Below are 15674 nucleotides of genomic sequence, written 5' to 3' on the forward strand. Positions count from 1 at the left end.
CAAGCATTCACAATGCGTAAAATAAGATACTTCATATCCTTGAATAGGAGAGTGGCATGAAAAAAGTCGTGACAGGTCTTGGCCTCTTACTCGCCGTCGCACCAGCAGCTTATGCACAGCAAGACAGCGGTCTATACATGGGTGGCCGCATTGGCCCTTCGTTTTTAGAAGATAGCTGTGTGACTGACACCGATTGCGGAGATTCAGAGCTCGGCGCGGGTATTATTACCGGCTATGATTTCAACAATTGGTTTGCGCTCGAGGGAACCTATGATTATTTAGGCCGCTTTGATACCGCATTTGACCAATCAGGTACCACTGTTGGCGCCTCGGGCGATCTGACTGCGTTGACACTTGCGCCCAAGTTTTCTTATCACTTCAAACCTGATACGGCCCTTTACGGTAAGCTTGGTGCCGCCATGTGGGACTTTAATAGCAACGCCGGCGATCGTGACGATGTTTCACTGATGGGAGCACTCGGTGTCGATCACCAAGCGACGGAAAAACTCAACGTTCGCCTGGAATATCAGCACATCAACGATATGGATGATGGCTACTTCTCAAGCGTCGATAACAACTTCGTGACTGTCGGCATGACGTATCACTTCGGACGCACTGACAACCAGCCAATGCCAGAGCCGATGGTTGAAGAGCCAGTTATGGCAGAGCCAGAGCCCGTTCAAGAGCCAGAGCCGGTTGCCGAACCGCAATCGATTGTGCTCTCTGAGGCCGGCGAAACTGAAATGTTTGGTTTTGATAAAGCCAGTCTTTCTGAGCAAGCAATCGCCTCCTTGCAACCATTAGTTGACCGGTTGCTTAAGCATGAAGAAGCCACAGCGACGATTGTGGGTCATACCGACAGCCAAGGGCCAGCCGCTTATAACCAAACACTCTCTGAAGAGCGTGCACAAGTCGTTGCGGATGTCTTCTTAGACGCAGGCATTGCGGCTGAGCGCTTAACCGTGATGGGCAAAGGCGAATCCGCCCCGACGGCCAGTAACGATACTGCCGATGGTCGCGCGAAAAACCGCCGCGTAGAAGTTACCTCGCCAGAGTTCGTTTATGTGGAAATGAATTAATCACATCGACGATCGCATCATGTAAACACGCAAAAGGCCACCGCATTGTCGGTGGCCTTTTCTTGTCATGAACAATCAATGAATGATTAGCCGCGCGCCGTAAAACCCGTCAAGTGCACCTGCATCAAACGATCAATGTCGATTCTATCTTGATCGCTGACTCCCGCCACCCGTGGGTATCTGGGCTCAGCGCGATCATTATGATAAGCACCTTCCCATCCCTGAGTAGTGGTTAAAAACGCGCGAGCAAAGTCGCTCGAATAGCGCAAACACCCTGCCATAACCGTATCGACATAGGATTGGGCAATCGGCTTGTCTGCATCTGGGGGACGCCGCGTATCGGCAACATACACGTACACGGGGCCATCAAGCGTCACGTCTTCGGGCAGCGCGATGTTTGATTCAGCTAACTGTAAACGCTGATAGCCTGCCTCACGCCGATCAAAGTCGGGCAGTGACTCGGGATCGATGTTGACCAGTACCCCGTTGCATTTTCCTTCCCCTTCAAGCACTACCAGCGGTGAGATAAGCGCCTCACTCACATTGCTCCAATGGCGGCTTAGTCCACTGACAGTCACCGGACACGCCCACCCTGAATCGCCTGTCAGCGCCCGTGAGGCTGGATTCATCAAACTCCCGTACCCAAATAGATACATGACGTTGCAAACTCCTTTATTGCATTCACTGGCAGAACCAGAGGCGCTGCCTTGCTTTTCTCTCTGAAATTGCCAGAATATCCGGCAACGTTGTAAACAAGGAAAGTGATTATGGAACAACTAGATAAGCTGGAAGCTCACTTCAAACGTCTATCGCATTTTCAGCACCTTGCCGCAATCTGCGGTTGGGATCAAGCCACCATGATGCCAGATGGCGGCAATCACGCCCGTGCAGACGCCATGGCAGAACTCGCCCTCTACTGTCATCAACAAATGACCCAGCCAGAGCTGGGTGACTGGTTCGCGGACGTGGATGAAAAATCCCGCCACCTAAGCGCCACGCAAAAAGCAAGCGTGGCAGAGATGAAGCGCCAGTGGCAGCAGGCCAGCGTACTTCCCGACACCTTGGTCAAAGCCAAATCTTTAGCGGGCGCTAAATGCGAGCATGCTTGGCGTCAGCAACGCCAAGATAATGACTGGGACGGATTTGCCAAAAATTTAAAAGAAGTGGTCGCCCTAGCGCGTGAAGAAGCCCATATCCGCGCTGACCAGAAGCTGTGTGCCCCTTATGATGCGCTCCTTGATTTGTACGAGCCCGGGATGACGGCCGAGCGTATTGATGAAGTGTTTGGTGCCCTCAAACAATGGCTACCAGAGACCATCCAAGCCGTGGTCGACAAGCAAGCACAACAGCCGGTGATCACGCCTAAAGGTCCTTTCCCACAAGCGCAACAAAAAGCCTTGGGTGAACACGTGATGAAGCAGCTTGGGTTTAGCTTTGAATATGGTCGACTCGATATCAGCACGCACCCATTTTGTGGTGGTGTGCCCACCGATGTGCGCATCACCACCCGCTATGATGAGCAAGATTTCACCTCGGCATTAATGGGCGTGATCCACGAAACCGGCCATGCGCGCTATGAACAAGGATTACCTCAAGACTTAGCAGGCTTGCCGGTGGGACAAGCGCGCTCAATGGGCGTACATGAAAGCCAAAGCCTGTTTTTTGAAATGCAGCTCGCCCGCAGCGCCCCCTTCGCGACTTTAATCTGCCAACAAGCCAAACAGGCCTTTAACCGCCAGGATGATCCCGCGTTTCAGGTCGAAAACCTCCACCGCGTGCTCACTGAGGTATCACCTGGCTATATCCGTGTCGATGCCGACGAGGTCACCTATCCTGCCCATATCATGCTGCGCTATGACATTGAACGCGATCTGATCAGCGGCAAAATGGAGGTGGACCATATTCCTGAGCGCTGGGACACCGCGATGCAGCAATACCTTGGCCTGAGTACCGCCGGCAATTACAAAAACGGCTGTATGCAAGACATTCACTGGACCGATGGCAGCTTTGGTTACTTCCCCACCTACACCTTGGGTGCCCTCTATGCCGCGCAATTAATGCAAGCGATGCGCCAGCAACTGGATGTCGACGGTATAATCGCCAGCGGCAACCTCTCGCCTATTTTTGACTGGTTGTCCCAACATATCTGGCAACGCGCCAGCACCACTTCAACCGACAACCTACTTAAAGACGCCACCGGCGAAACCCTCAACCCCGCCCACTTCCGCGAGTATATTCAAGGGCGGTATTTGTAAGCTCACAGCATCTCCATGGCCAGCCCAGCTGGCCATGGAGCCTCTTATTAATGACGGGAGGCACTATGCCCAACTATGAATCCCTTAAAGCGCGGCAGCGCCAAGAGCGCGAGTTTTACCCAGAAAACCTATCTATTCGCGTACACAGAGCTCTCAGCTGGCTAAAGCAAGCCGAGCAAACGGATGACACAGACAGCCAGTTTATTTTCTTATGGATTGCATTTAACGCCGCTTATGCGCAAGAGTTTGCGCAAAAACGTCAGTTTACCGAGAAAAACCTCTATCAAGGCTTTCTAGAAAAACTGATTCACCTCGATAAAGAAGCGCGTTTAACCCATTTAGTATGGCAAGAGTTCTCAGGCCCAATCCGAGTGATCCTCGATAATGATTATATCCTGCAAGCCTATTGGGAATATCAAGCTGGATATATCACTGAAGATAGCTGGCAAGCTTCACGCAAAAGCGCCAAAGCCCGCGCACACAAAGCCTTGGCAAACAGTGATACCGCAACAGTATTAGCCGCTGTTTTTAGCCGTTTGTATACGTTACGTAATCAATTACTCCACGGCGGCGCCACCCACGGCAGCCAAGCCAACCGCGCCCAGCTAAAAGACTGCGTATGCATGATGCAAAAAATCGTACCTTTAACCATTGAATTGATGATGGACGGCAACACCGCCACCTGGGGCGATCCTGTGTATCCGTTGGTGTGAGTGTGGACACTGACTGGCTGTAATACGTTGCTCCAGTTTAGCAAGGTACATACGCTAAGATATGTACCTTTCATCAGCGTTAAAACACGGGGTTGGGTACAAAGTGCATTTGCACAGCCTCGAAAAAGGACCATAAATACGCTTAATGAAACGTTTTTTAGTTAGTACATAATGAGCGTAATCTTGTCCGATCGACATTTAGGACATACAAACTTCTTTACACGCATCTTGATTAAAAATGCTTGTCTATCGGATAGAATATAACCACATTCTTTACACGCTATATTTGATTTTCCAGGTGGTTTTATTGGCATATCTTTCCCGACTTTAAATATTAAAAACTCTCATGAATAACTATTTTCATTAGACAATTTCTCATCAGAATTGGTTATATTTAACCTTATAGTTCACAAAAAAACGACTGATGGCTTGATTACTTTATTGGTGTTGGTGTTTACATAACCTCTGAGCAATACGTGTTGGATCCGTTATTCCGCACCTAATTATCTATTAAATTATGTGACTCCAATCACATTTAAAGTGGCTGGGTCATTCAATGGCGGCTACACAAGTCGCTTTCTGTTGGTAGTGTTCGTTTAAACTATCTCACTACTATCAGGAGGTTAAACATGACTCTAAATAACCATCAACAACTCAATTTTCGCTTATCTTCCTCAATCATTTCAATGATATCGCTGTACTCTTTTAAGGCATGCTCCTTGTTCTCTAAGTCTATACTAAGCTGCTCTACATTAGACTGCAAATCGCCTATCAGAGAAGGAAGAAATTCTTGCTCTTCATTTGAGATCCTACCAAGCATATCAGAGCCGCATCTATTCACTTCCTGAGTGATCTCAGTTAGCAACACGCCCACCACTCTCACCTGTTCTTCTCGAAGTTTCTCGATTTCATCACCTTCAACTTCATTTACAGAAAATTGTTGTCTAATAGAGTTGATATGATGGTCTAGATCCAAACTAATTGTTGGAATCGTAATTCTGTCAACAGAGTTACTTAAAGGAAGCAGTATCATTTCAGGATCGAAATCAGGATCAGAAAAATCAAACAAGCTTTTTACTGCTTGTTTGATATCTTCACGGAACTGGTTAATGTTGATAGCTTGAGCGCTTGACTGGTATAGTCTATCGCTAGTCTCGACTACAAAGTCTTCCAACTTTTGAACAGCATCTTGAACATTCGCATAGGTGTAATTAACTGTTCTATAACTAGTACTAGAAACCGTCTTCTTTGAAAACCAAGTAGATGGACTAAATAGCTCAGGATCATAGACCTCACGCGAGGTAGTATATGCCTCTTCTCGCCTACCTGTATGAGAATTAACACGTTTAACTGAAAGTGAGTCTTGCTTTATACCTTGCTCTACTTTATGTAGTGTTTTTTCGATCTGTACTCGGTATTTATCGAAAACCATGCTCACTTGCGATTTACCCGCACTGATACGCTTAGCCAAATCTTCTTGTTTCTTTTGGGCTTCTACTAGATCGCCTTTCTCAAGATTATTTCGCTTATTAGCAATATCATCAGCAATAGCCGTAAGTTTGTGTAATAGGTCACGCTCAGCCCCTTTTAGAATATTATTAAGTCGTTCCGACATTATTTTATCTTTATTTTCACGAACAGAATGCAGCTTAGAGTGGACTTTCTTAAAGTTAGCTATCGCTTCTAAAATTTGGGGTGTAAAAGTAAAGCCATCAAACATTTGGTTCATACGGGTTAGAGTGTGTTGCTCTTCTTCACTTAGATCATCACCCTTCCTTGCTAAGTCATAACAACGAGAAGAAATAAAAATAGGTGGCAAAGCATTTTGCAGAGTTTGCATCAAGTGTGACTGACCACCGTTATTCAGTTCATCCTGGCGGCAAACAGCATTAACTTCCGACTGAGCTTGATCATTTAAGCTCGCGGTTAAAGAAGGCAAAGCTTGTTGAATAGAATCGTAATTGCTGTATTCATCAAGCAAAGCACTGTCGAAAAGTGAACCAATTAAAACAATCTCTTCAATGCCCTTATTAGGGATGCTTTGTGCCAACAACGACATATCTTGACTATCTAAGAACTGTCCACAATAGCTAAGCAAAAAGATAACATCACATTGTCCTAGAATCTCCTGTGTTCGTCTGCCCCTCGATACTATCGGGTCATTCATACCAGGAGTATCAACAACTTCAATATCTTTCAGTTCAGAAAGGTTCAATGCTAATGATGAACTCTTGACTATTGGAGCAAACTTACCTTGAGCACCCACAAATGGTGTTAAGTCAGCGATTAACATCTCATTAGAATTTTTACCATCAACAAAGTATTTGGTGTCAAGATACTCATCCACATTTAAGCCTGAACTCAGTACCATCTGATAAAGCTCAAAACAAGCTTTAGACTCTTCAGAATAAGTTGGTTTTTTTGGTGGTCGAGCACCTTTCTGAAGCTTACGACCTGATCCTTTTGATAATATAAACTCATTGAGTTTCTCGTTATAAACTTTTTCTTCTTGCTCTACCTTATAAGCTTTTTCTAGTACTTTATGCCACTCTTTTTTGCTGTAGAATTCAATCGTTGCAGATGGCTGCTTAGAATAACTAATATTAGTAAGTGCTGCTGTCATTGGTGTCGCAGCTTTAGGGAGAACCGATTTACCATCAAAAAGTAAACTGTTTAGAAACGATGATTTCCCACGTTTAATTTGACCAACAATACCTATGCGCAATACTCGGTTTTCTTGTTTGGCGTTGTCAATATCGGTTTCAAATGTATCCCTAAGAAGACTAATATCACCTAAGAACTTCTCATCAATAATTCCAGTGTAAGATTCATACTTGGAGTAAATTTTATTTATTTTGTTTTTAATCATGAAAAACGATCGACCTTCTTTATATGAAAGGATTTATACACAGATGCCAATTTCAGTAATTACACACCGCATTCATAAAACTAAACCTACTCAAACCTTAAAGGTCAGACAAATAAACTCTGACCTTTAAAGCAAAGATTTATTTATAGTATTTGTACTCTATAAAGAATACCCTTTTCATCCATATCTTCGTCATTAAATCGTAATTTAATTCTATCCTGACCTTCGTCAAACAAAGTGTCACCTCTGTATTTACCTGTTGAGAAATATCTCCCATCACAATATATAGTTGTATTGCCAATAATATTAAAATCTCTACCACGTTTATATTTCCAAAGAACATCATCCATTATTATACACATACCTTCTTCATATGGCTTAGATAACTCGGCTCTATACTTTGGTCCAATGCTTGCGAATATAAGACCATTTGGCTTATTATAGAAAAAACTATAAGTATCTTCTGGCGTTAATCCTATCTGCTGACCAAAGTATTTTAAAACAATACTATTCGTAACATTTGCATCCTCAACGATATATATATATTTATACTCTTGATCATATGCCAAACCCAATTCTGATAGTTCACAATCCACATCTAATAAATTAATTTTGTTATCGATGATTTTGTTATCACCTCTGTCAATAGATGACTGAAAAAGAGGGATCAGTAATTCATTTGGTATGTCTATTTTCGGGTCATCGACATCAATTCTCTCATTTAATCTATTTTTTAAAATAGACATGAATTTTTTTCTTCTTAATTCATCAACCTTATTAACAATTTCATCAAGGTTAACTTCATAGTAATCTAACAAATGATTGAAGTGTTCAGGGTTTAACAAGTGACTAGTGAAATATAAAGAGCTATCTTCCCAATCTTTATTTTTTATATGGCAGAAAAGATCGAATATATCCTGCTGAGCCCCTTTAAGTATCTCCAATTGCTCAGCAATTTTATCAACTACGACTTTCTCCTTTTCATCTACAGCATCATCTCTGCGTGTTAACATTAAAGCGTCAAACAGAAACAATTGCGCAACTGGTCTTCGCCTAAAAGTACGGAAGAACGCTTGAACTGTATCTTTTTCGGGCCGATTTGCAAACTCGACAAACTCTTCTAGAATAGATTCGTCCATTTCAAACGATTTGATCAAAATACGAATATATTCTCTCTCCTCTGGGTGAATATCTCCATCAGCGTTCATTACAAGAGCTAAACCTTGCAAATAGAGCAAACGCTCTTCGAGCGGTAAATCCTTTGCCGCATGATTTTCAAAAGAATTTGCTTCTTTCGTTGCTTCATCAATCACATCTAATATGTCCATCATATTATAAACACTCCAGTTTTTATCAAATTAAATCGCGAATTTCTTTAAGCGCATCCATGCTAGCGTCTAATTGCTCTGCGCCTCTTTGAACTGAATCTACTTCAGAAACACCTTCAAGCTTACAGTTGTTAAATAAATTTCTTTTAAAAAATAATGTTAGCACTAGTATTTTAGAGTGGACGCTAACAACATTGCAATTAGATATTGACTCCAAACTAAGTTTGCTAACCGTCATTTCATGGCTATGTGCATTGAAAGGATCTCCTTCATCGAAACTAGGATTCTCTTCGCCAATCAACCATATTTTTGTTTTGTTTGCTCCCGCGCCATTTATTGTAGCGCCAAATAGTTTATCAACATCCTCTTCTGACAACCAAAACTCGCCCTCACCCAGCTTTATATTTACATTGAAAACATCTCGACCAAGAAGAATGCGAAATTTTTCATAGCTTGAAACCTTCACGCTTTCAGGTTCATATTTAATTCTGGTATATTCTAATAAATGCTTCCAATCCCAATACTCTTCACCCTCAATAGCTTGAATGTTAGATTTATCTCTAGAATTTATAGCCTTAATCACTTTCTCTACTATTTCTAAATTTTCGCCTGGAAAATTTAACAAGTAGCTCATCTGCTTAATAACCTCTTTTTTTTGCTTATCACAGTTCCCGCCTTGGTGGCATATCATAACAGCGTCGTAAAAAAACGTGCTCACTAGATTATTAGAAGTAAGTATATCTTTTAATCCCTCGATAAATCCTTCATCTATTGATTGTGAGTTTTCTTCAACTCCTTCTAATACCTCTTCAGGAAGTTCCAATGTTCTCAGTAACGTACATATAAACCTTTTCTCTGATTTATCGGCCTGCTCATCAGATCCCATAATAAGCCCAAGACCATAAAGGTATGTCACTTTGTACTCTAAATCTAAGTCACCTATTGGATGCTCTAACAGTGTGAATGTTTCATCATTATATTTTTTTAGTGATTTTAAAATATAACTCATAATTGCCTCGAATAAAGCTGGTTAGCTATAGCGCTTTGCACTTTCACAAAACTCCATAGCGTTAAGCTAGCTATTATCAATTTTCTGCTTTAGAGTAGACATTGCAGCTAGCGCTTGCGTTAGCTGCTTCTTCGTCTCTTCAAATGTGTCTGCTTGTTCTTTATGTTGTTTTTGCAGTTCAACAAGCTGCTCGTTATGCGCTTGCTTCTTCTGCTCAAGAGTAATATGAAGTTGCTGATTAAAGTTTCTTACTAGACGAGCTAGATGATCAGCTACTGTATCCATAATTTGGCTTGTCGCTTCTGGTATCACTTGGTCACGAATTTTGTGCTCAATTTGCGAGTCTCGCTCCGCTTCGTTGTCTTTTTTCTTACCAAGCAAACCGCCTACGATACCAACAACAAGACCAGCAATCGGACCTAGTACAACTAAGCTAATCGCCCCTGCAATGGTTCCTGAGCTTAGTGAGAATTTCTCTTTCTCTTGCGGTGGAATATCTAGATGAACTCCAATGCCATTTACATCGACAGTGTCGTTACTCTCTAACTTACTCTCGAATCGTTCTAGCTCTTTTTCAATGAGGTCATCTAGCTCAACCTGTACTACTGGTCGTACGATGCTAGCCATGGAGTCAGACAAAGTATTACTCTTAGCCGCACTTACTAAGCGGTGTGTATTGTTCGATAATATAGAGCTAATTTTAGCGGTAAGTTGCTCTTTACCTACGCTGCATAGATTATACTCAAGCTCGGTTATCATCCGTTCAAGGCGTTGCTTTTCTTTATTAAAGTTATGCTCTAGGCCGTTTATCTTATCTTCAATTTCAACCGCACTATTTGAGGTATAAAATATTTTCGCTTTTAAAGCTTCTCCAATGCTGGCAATCAATGATGACAGTGCTGGGTGATAACGATGTTTCAGCAACGTATCAAACTGACTTGCAGCATTATCAATGATCGTTTCAAAGCCTTTTATCGCATATAGCTGTTTATCTTGCGTTTCGATACTTGTTACTTCAAAGTCATCTTGCATTCTTTCATTGAGCGTTTGCTTCACTTGCTCAATGGTTTTTGCTAATTCGACTTCAGACTTACGAGCCGCTTTGGAAATTATACAGGCAATGTCTTTATTGTAGTCGTAGTAAATCTCTTCGATGCGTTCTACGACTGTGTTATCAAACGGGATATTAGCAGGGAATAGAGTAACAAAGTAGTCGCCACGCTCTAGGTAGGTTGCTATCGCTTTCTGATGCGCTTTGTTACGAGCGTCAAAGCCAGGCATGTCGACTAGCACTATGTCTCTTCTATTCTTTAAGCGTTGGTTATTAAGCTCTACAGTCAGATAGGCTACTTGTTCAGTAGGCTGAAAAGCTTGTAACGCATTCAACGAGTAAACCGCTGGTTGAGTACCATCAACGTAATGAACCGTAAATTGCTCCACGTCACCGTAAGTCAATTCGGTGGCTACTGCCGTTTCTGGTGCAATATTTACCTTTAAGTAGTCTTTACCTAAGTAGCTATTAAGTAATGAACTCTTACCTGCTGAGAATTTACCGATGATCGGAATGACCACTGTGTAGTTGTTAATTCGTGAGTTAAGAAACTCTAACTGCTCTTTGATACTTTCATCACTCAAGTATTGAGTGTTAGCTTCTTTTAACTCTGCAATCACTGATAACCACTGAGCCTGAACTTGAGAAGCAATAGATCCATTTGGCAGTAACGGAGTTTCCGCTGATGTCAGATTAAGTGTCACTGGTCTGCGATCATTTTGCCGTATGGAGTGAAGAAGCTCTAAACCTAACTCTTTTGCAGGACGAGGAGTAAAGAGGTTCAATCCAAGCTCGGACTCTAACTCACCAATAATATCTCGATCACTTGATACCTCATTCGCCATCTGAATGCCTTTCAGTAGAGGGAAATCATTCTCTTTGTGGCTCGCTACAGGCAAAATGTACTGCCCACCAATATTATCGATAAGTTTGCCTTGCTGAGACTTCCAGATAAGTGAAGCTGGCACTAGCTCCTCTTCATCAATCCTCAAAGCTTTCATCGCATTTACATACCGAGCTAACTCATTATTTCCCCAAGTATGACCAGACGTTAGATAAAAGCTACTCGTGAGATCAAGTAGGGACTGATAGGCATTAGAACCTAAGCCTCTAGCCGTAGCGACATGAAACCAGTCATTAATGATTTGGTTTCTTTCTAAAACCTCAACTCTTTGAGAGACATGCGATATTTTTTGAGAAAGTTCTGCTTCCAACACTTTAAAACCATTATTCATAAGTGCTAACGAACGGCTGAGTCGATGCTCTGCCATCTGGATGCTTCCATATAATACATTGACATGGTTCATTAGATAGTTGGTTTTATTTGATAGAGAGGCAACAACTTCTACTGTTAGCTTGTTTTTCTCATTCAGCTTTTGTATTAAGCGTTGGTTAGCATAAATTGCTCTGTTTAAACCATGATTAACCTCTGCCTGTCGATCATTATTACTGCCAGTCAGATTACCGATGATACGCCCAAACCTGCTTTGCTCTAGCTGTGTATTTATTGCGCCTTCAGTCGATGCAAGTGTTGTAATTGATGAAAAAGCCTCATTGAGTAACTCGGTAGAGTTGTCTTTCATTTCGGCGATTAAAGTATCAATGCTGCTATCAATGAAGGCTTGTTCTTGTACACCAACCTCTTTTGCAACTTGTTGTGTGACGTCTTTAATGGTTTCATAGCTATCAAGCTGACCACTTCTTAGTTGCTTATTCAGATAGACGCTTTGATCGAACTCTTTTGCATCTTCTGCAAGCTTATCGATAACCGCTACAAACTGCTCTTCCGTATCCTGAAACTCTTTAAACTGCTCCAAAATTCGCTTCACATCCTCATAGCCTTCATCAATCAGTTTGCCTGCATTTTCAGGAGTAAAATTAAGAGGTGCAATTAACCCATCAAATTCTCTATTGGGTACGATGTTCCAGAAACGAACATTAGGGTATTGTTTCTCTGTCTGAGATAACTGTGGGTCTCGCTCTAAATATAGATTAATGATGTGAGTACAGTTGTGCTGTTCGATCAACACCTTATAAGGGGTGTTATCGCTATACTCACCAGGCAATACGCCACCATCGAAGTAAGTCGTTCCATCAATATCGATGCCATCAAAGACAATAGGAATGGCTGCTGATGCCAGTAGCCACTGAACTATACTTGTCGGTGTTTTATCTGTTAGATCTGGGTACTCTAATTTTCGGGAACTAGAGTTCAATGCACTAACATGGAACGGGATTTGACTTCGACTAACGTCATCACAAGCACCACTTGTTTCAATTAGGTATTTCAGCCCACTTTGATTAAATAAACCCTGTGATTGACTCAACCCCGTGATAGCCAAAACTGCTCTAGCTGCCAATGACGGTGTGAACAATATACTCGTATAGGAAGCGGCTTTTCTAGCAAGATTGTCTTTATTCAAAGACATAATTTGGTCTTCAGAGATGCCACGCCATAGCTTTTCTGCGGCTGATACATCACCTTGTACGAACAAAGCGCCATTCAAGCCCCCTACTGACGTACCAGCAACCGCTTCTACATTTTTGTCTAGGCCAAACTCGTGCAGTGCTTTCCAAGCGCCGACTTCGTAAGCACCTTTACCACCACCACCTGAGAAAACAATACCTAACTTGCTCATAATTCAACCTACTTAATCGAAACTGACAGACACTGATGCTTTTTTGCTACTAATGATTTGCACTTTCACTTCTTGCGAAACATAAAATTGCTCAAACTTGAGTGACGGTGCTGTTTTATTGATCACATTTTTCATGACCATAATTTCTAGATTTGGGGCTTTATCCAATTTGATAGACAAACCTAAGACACTTACCTTCGTCACCTCCCCTTCTAGACTATCGAGGTTTGCTAAATGTGATAAGGCGCTTTGATCTCCTTGAAGAAGCGCATCAAACTTAAATGTCGCGCTTTGTGCTACGCCTGACTTCTTTCTCATCGCTTTTAGTTGAGTAATACTTGGCTTATCGGATAAAAAAATTTTCTTTGATTTACAAACTTCCCTCAACAAATCTTCTATCTGAACATGAATTTTTTCAGAGTCTCGTTTATGACGTTGTAAGGTATCTAGTTGAGATTTAACTTTCTTATAAAAATCAGTCAGGTGCTTCTTCTTATCACCTGTCAGTTTTTCATCAAAGATTAGCTCGTTTAATGTACCAACAGTTAACTTAAGCGTTTGTTGTGTTGCCAAATATTCCCGATGATACTCATCAAAGATTTTTGAAAGTTGCCATTTTAATGTTGATCCTTCGCTGCCTCGGTTAACATGATTAAGAAACTCTTTAAGGCGACCACCATGCTCTGAAACTTCTTTGTCGTCTACCGCTGAGTAGCCGATAACATCAAGGTAATCAATTTCCGCATTATCAAGATCTTCTTTTGCCTGTGTGATAATTCCTTTTACTTCAGACTCAAGTTTTTTGTCAGCTTTACTAATCACAAACAATACAGGACTGTCTAAATCCAAACTTTGAAGAAAATCGATATCTTGCTGAGGCACTGTTCCGTTTTGACTATCAACAAGCCAGATAAGGTAGTCGGAAACTCTTAAATGTTGACGGGAGATGTTTTCATCAATTTTTTTCTCGTTATCAGACTTACTGTATCCTGGCGTATCCAAAAAGATAAGATTAGCGTAATTAAAGGTCTCTCTTTCAACAGCAATCATTTGAAGAATATGACTGAACGTAACTTGATACTTCTTATTAAAAGCATGACAGATTGCTTTAATCGCATCTTCATTGATTTCAGTTTTTTTGCCGTAAAAATTCAAAGCATCTATTCGGTTTTGGTCGCCTTTAAACAAGAAGGTAGGAATAGATGTTGTGGGTGTTGTATCTACTGGCAAAAGCGATGGGCAACCTAAAACTGTATTTAGAAATCGTGTTTTACCCGCACTAAAAGAGCCACCGACAGCCACAGTATGGCTCTGTTGTAGCTGAGGAAAATATGCAGCCTCTTTTAGTAAATCAAACCACTTTAACAAACGAGCATAAGCTGTTGCCCCACTGGTATTTTCACCTTGTTCTGTATGTGATAAAAACGTTTTATTTATTAGACTTCTAACATCATCTAATATTTTATCACTAGAAGTTCTTAATTCTGGTTTTGCTACTAAGCTAGCACATAGTTCTAAGCCTAGTTCCGCGTCTTTAAGGTAGCAATTGGAGTATGATGATATAGGTGTTTGGTCTTTTTTTTCTTCTTCGGATGATGCCAAATGACGATTCATCAAACTATCAATATCCATCTCATTTAACCTCTACTGTATTTATTTAAGTTGTGGTCTGGGAAGATTCGATTTATTAGAAGATACACCTTTATCATCAGGAAGATGTTTGTCATCCAATAAGGTTTCACCATATGTTGAAAGCACTGCCTCGCTGATCTCTCTGCCCCACACCAACTCCCCAAATCCATCCAGCCAGTGGGTGAGTTGTTGCGAGCGGATGACCGTGGCGGTGACTTGGTAATGATCATCGTGCTCGGTCATGGTTTGATCGGTAGACAGTGGCGTTTCTTGTAAATAGTGGCCGGCGCTTTTTTTAATATTAAAGGTCAGTGAGCAGCGCTCGCCTTCTCCAAAGCCAAATCGGCCGTCGTCATCGTATTTTTTCAGATCAAAATCTGATGGCGGCGTAAATGGGAATTTAGACACATTGGCACGGTTAATGCGGTGAACCGCTATGCTACGTTCGTTGTCGTAGCCCTCGAACCGACATACTAAATATAAGCGTGGGCCTTGTTGCGCGAGGCCGAGTGGGTAAACCCGTTGGCCGGTTTTTTGTTGTTGTTTGGCATTGTAGTAATCGAGGGTCAGCGGATAGTCGTTGTAGAGTGCGTCGGTAACATTTTTAAAAACCTCGTCACTCATCTTGGGGGGGAGCAACGGCTGGGTCTCGCTGACCACACGCACTTTCTTGGTCCAGGCGCGCGCTTTTTCGGCATCACCCGTCGGGTTTAATTCATAGCGCGCTGCCGCAAACATGGTACTGAGTGATTCGGTAACATTAGCCGGCAACAAGTTGGTGAGGTAGTTTTCAGCCAGCGACAACAATAACGCCTCTTGCGTGGATAACTTGCCGTTGCTCAGCTCTGGGGCATAGCGCGATAACCGATAGCCATAAGGCTTGCTCGTATCATCACACTCGGCAAACCCTTCCTCGCAAAGCATCTCTAAGTTACGTTGAATGGTACGGATATTGCGTTCTATCCCATCGCTGGCAACGGCTTTTTGCAGATCGCCTGCGGTTTGTTTGATCCGGTGTGAAAGGTGGCGCAATAACAAGAATGCGAGCTTTAGCGAGTCACTTTTAGGCGGACGGGTTGTCATAAATGTTTCGCTGTCT

At 42.3% G+C, this 15674-nt stretch carries 10 protein-coding genes; 3 read left to right on the top strand and 7 right to left on the bottom strand.

The window, feature by feature from the left end:
- The first annotated feature begins 56 nt into the window (after window positions 1-56).
- Entirely contained in the window at window positions 57-1079 is a 1023-nt protein-coding gene (locus BGL48_RS09810) for an outer membrane beta-barrel protein (RefSeq protein WP_069362463.1), read from the top strand.
- Window positions 1080-1165: 86 nt separating this feature from the next.
- Here the strand turns inward: BGL48_RS09810 and BGL48_RS09815 are convergent, their stop codons facing one another.
- Window positions 1166-1735 (bottom strand): gamma-glutamylcyclotransferase family protein, encoded by a 570-nt coding sequence (locus BGL48_RS09815; RefSeq protein WP_069362464.1) that lies wholly within the window; start codon window positions 1733-1735, stop codon window positions 1166-1168.
- A 111-nt stretch (window positions 1736-1846) separates the two neighbouring features.
- Here BGL48_RS09815 and BGL48_RS09820 point away from each other — a divergent pair, with 111 nt between their 5' ends.
- Together BGL48_RS09820 and BGL48_RS09825 are read left to right on the top strand one after the other, a co-directional pair.
- A complete protein-coding gene (locus BGL48_RS09820; protein WP_069362465.1) occupies window positions 1847-3334 on the top strand; it encodes a carboxypeptidase M32 in 1488 nt (495 codons plus the stop codon).
- 65 nt (window positions 3335-3399) lie between these two features.
- Window positions 3400-4047: a HEPN domain-containing protein gene (locus BGL48_RS09825; RefSeq protein WP_069362557.1), complete on the top strand. Its 648-nt coding sequence runs from the start codon at window positions 3400-3402 to the stop codon at window positions 4045-4047.
- A 646-nt stretch (window positions 4048-4693) separates the two neighbouring features.
- On the opposite strand, the gene BGL48_RS09830 is transcribed toward BGL48_RS09825, so the two are convergent.
- From BGL48_RS09830 to BGL48_RS09855, 6 genes are all read right to left on the bottom strand, one after another.
- A complete protein-coding gene (locus tag BGL48_RS09830) occupies window positions 4694-6916 on the bottom strand; it encodes a dynamin family protein (protein ID WP_069362466.1) in 2223 nt (740 codons plus the stop codon).
- 143 nt (window positions 6917-7059) lie between these two features.
- Window positions 7060-8247: a TerB family tellurite resistance protein gene (locus tag BGL48_RS09835; RefSeq protein ID WP_069362467.1), complete on the bottom strand. Its 1188-nt coding sequence runs from the start codon at window positions 8245-8247 to the stop codon at window positions 7060-7062.
- A 22-nt stretch (window positions 8248-8269) separates the two neighbouring features.
- Window positions 8270-9253, bottom strand: a complete 984-nt coding sequence (locus BGL48_RS09840) for a hypothetical protein (protein WP_069362468.1) — start codon at window positions 9251-9253, stop codon at window positions 8270-8272.
- A 66-nt stretch (window positions 9254-9319) separates the two neighbouring features.
- Window positions 9320-12943, bottom strand: coding sequence for a patatin-like phospholipase family protein (locus BGL48_RS09845; protein ID WP_069362469.1), 3624 nt, complete (start codon window positions 12941-12943; stop codon window positions 9320-9322).
- Between the two features lie 12 nt (window positions 12944-12955).
- Window positions 12956-14575, bottom strand: coding sequence for a dynamin family protein (locus BGL48_RS09850; protein WP_069362470.1), 1620 nt, complete (start codon window positions 14573-14575; stop codon window positions 12956-12958).
- A 21-nt stretch (window positions 14576-14596) separates the two neighbouring features.
- Entirely contained in the window at window positions 14597-15658 is a 1062-nt protein-coding gene (locus BGL48_RS09855; RefSeq protein WP_069362471.1) for a helix-turn-helix transcriptional regulator, read from the bottom strand.
- Window positions 15659-15674: the final 16 nt, after the last annotated feature.

The organism is Salinivibrio sp. SS3 (genome assembly GCF_001722105.1).
Taxonomy (GTDB): domain Bacteria; phylum Pseudomonadota; class Gammaproteobacteria; order Enterobacterales; family Vibrionaceae; genus Salinivibrio; species Salinivibrio kushneri.

Excerpts from the sequence above, each read along its gene's own strand:
- BGL48_RS09835 (WP_069362467.1), bottom strand. The coding sequence starts at position 8,247 with ATGATGGACATATTAGATGTGATTGATGAAGCAACGAAAGAAGCAAAT.
- BGL48_RS09815 (WP_069362464.1), bottom strand. The coding sequence starts at position 1,735 with ATGTATCTATTTGGGTACGGGAGTTTGATGAATCCAGCCTCACGGGCG.
- BGL48_RS09810 (WP_069362463.1), top strand. The coding sequence starts at position 57 with ATGAAAAAAGTCGTGACAGGTCTTGGCCTCTTACTCGCCGTCGCACCA.
- BGL48_RS09845 (WP_069362469.1), bottom strand. The coding sequence starts at position 12,943 with ATGAGCAAGTTAGGTATTGTTTTCTCAGGTGGTGGTGGTAAAGGTGCT.
- BGL48_RS09840 (WP_069362468.1), bottom strand. The coding sequence starts at position 9,253 with ATGAGTTATATTTTAAAATCACTAAAAAAATATAATGATGAAACATTC.
- BGL48_RS09850 (WP_069362470.1), bottom strand. The coding sequence starts at position 14,575 with ATGGATATTGATAGTTTGATGAATCGTCATTTGGCATCATCCGAAGAA.
- BGL48_RS09820 (WP_069362465.1), top strand. The coding sequence starts at position 1,847 with ATGGAACAACTAGATAAGCTGGAAGCTCACTTCAAACGTCTATCGCAT.
- BGL48_RS09855 (WP_069362471.1), bottom strand. The coding sequence starts at position 15,658 with ATGACAACCCGTCCGCCTAAAAGTGACTCGCTAAAGCTCGCATTCTTG.
- BGL48_RS09830 (WP_069362466.1), bottom strand. The coding sequence starts at position 6,916 with ATGATTAAAAACAAAATAAATAAAATTTACTCCAAGTATGAATCTTAC.
- BGL48_RS09825 (WP_069362557.1), top strand. The coding sequence starts at position 3,400 with ATGCCCAACTATGAATCCCTTAAAGCGCGGCAGCGCCAAGAGCGCGAG.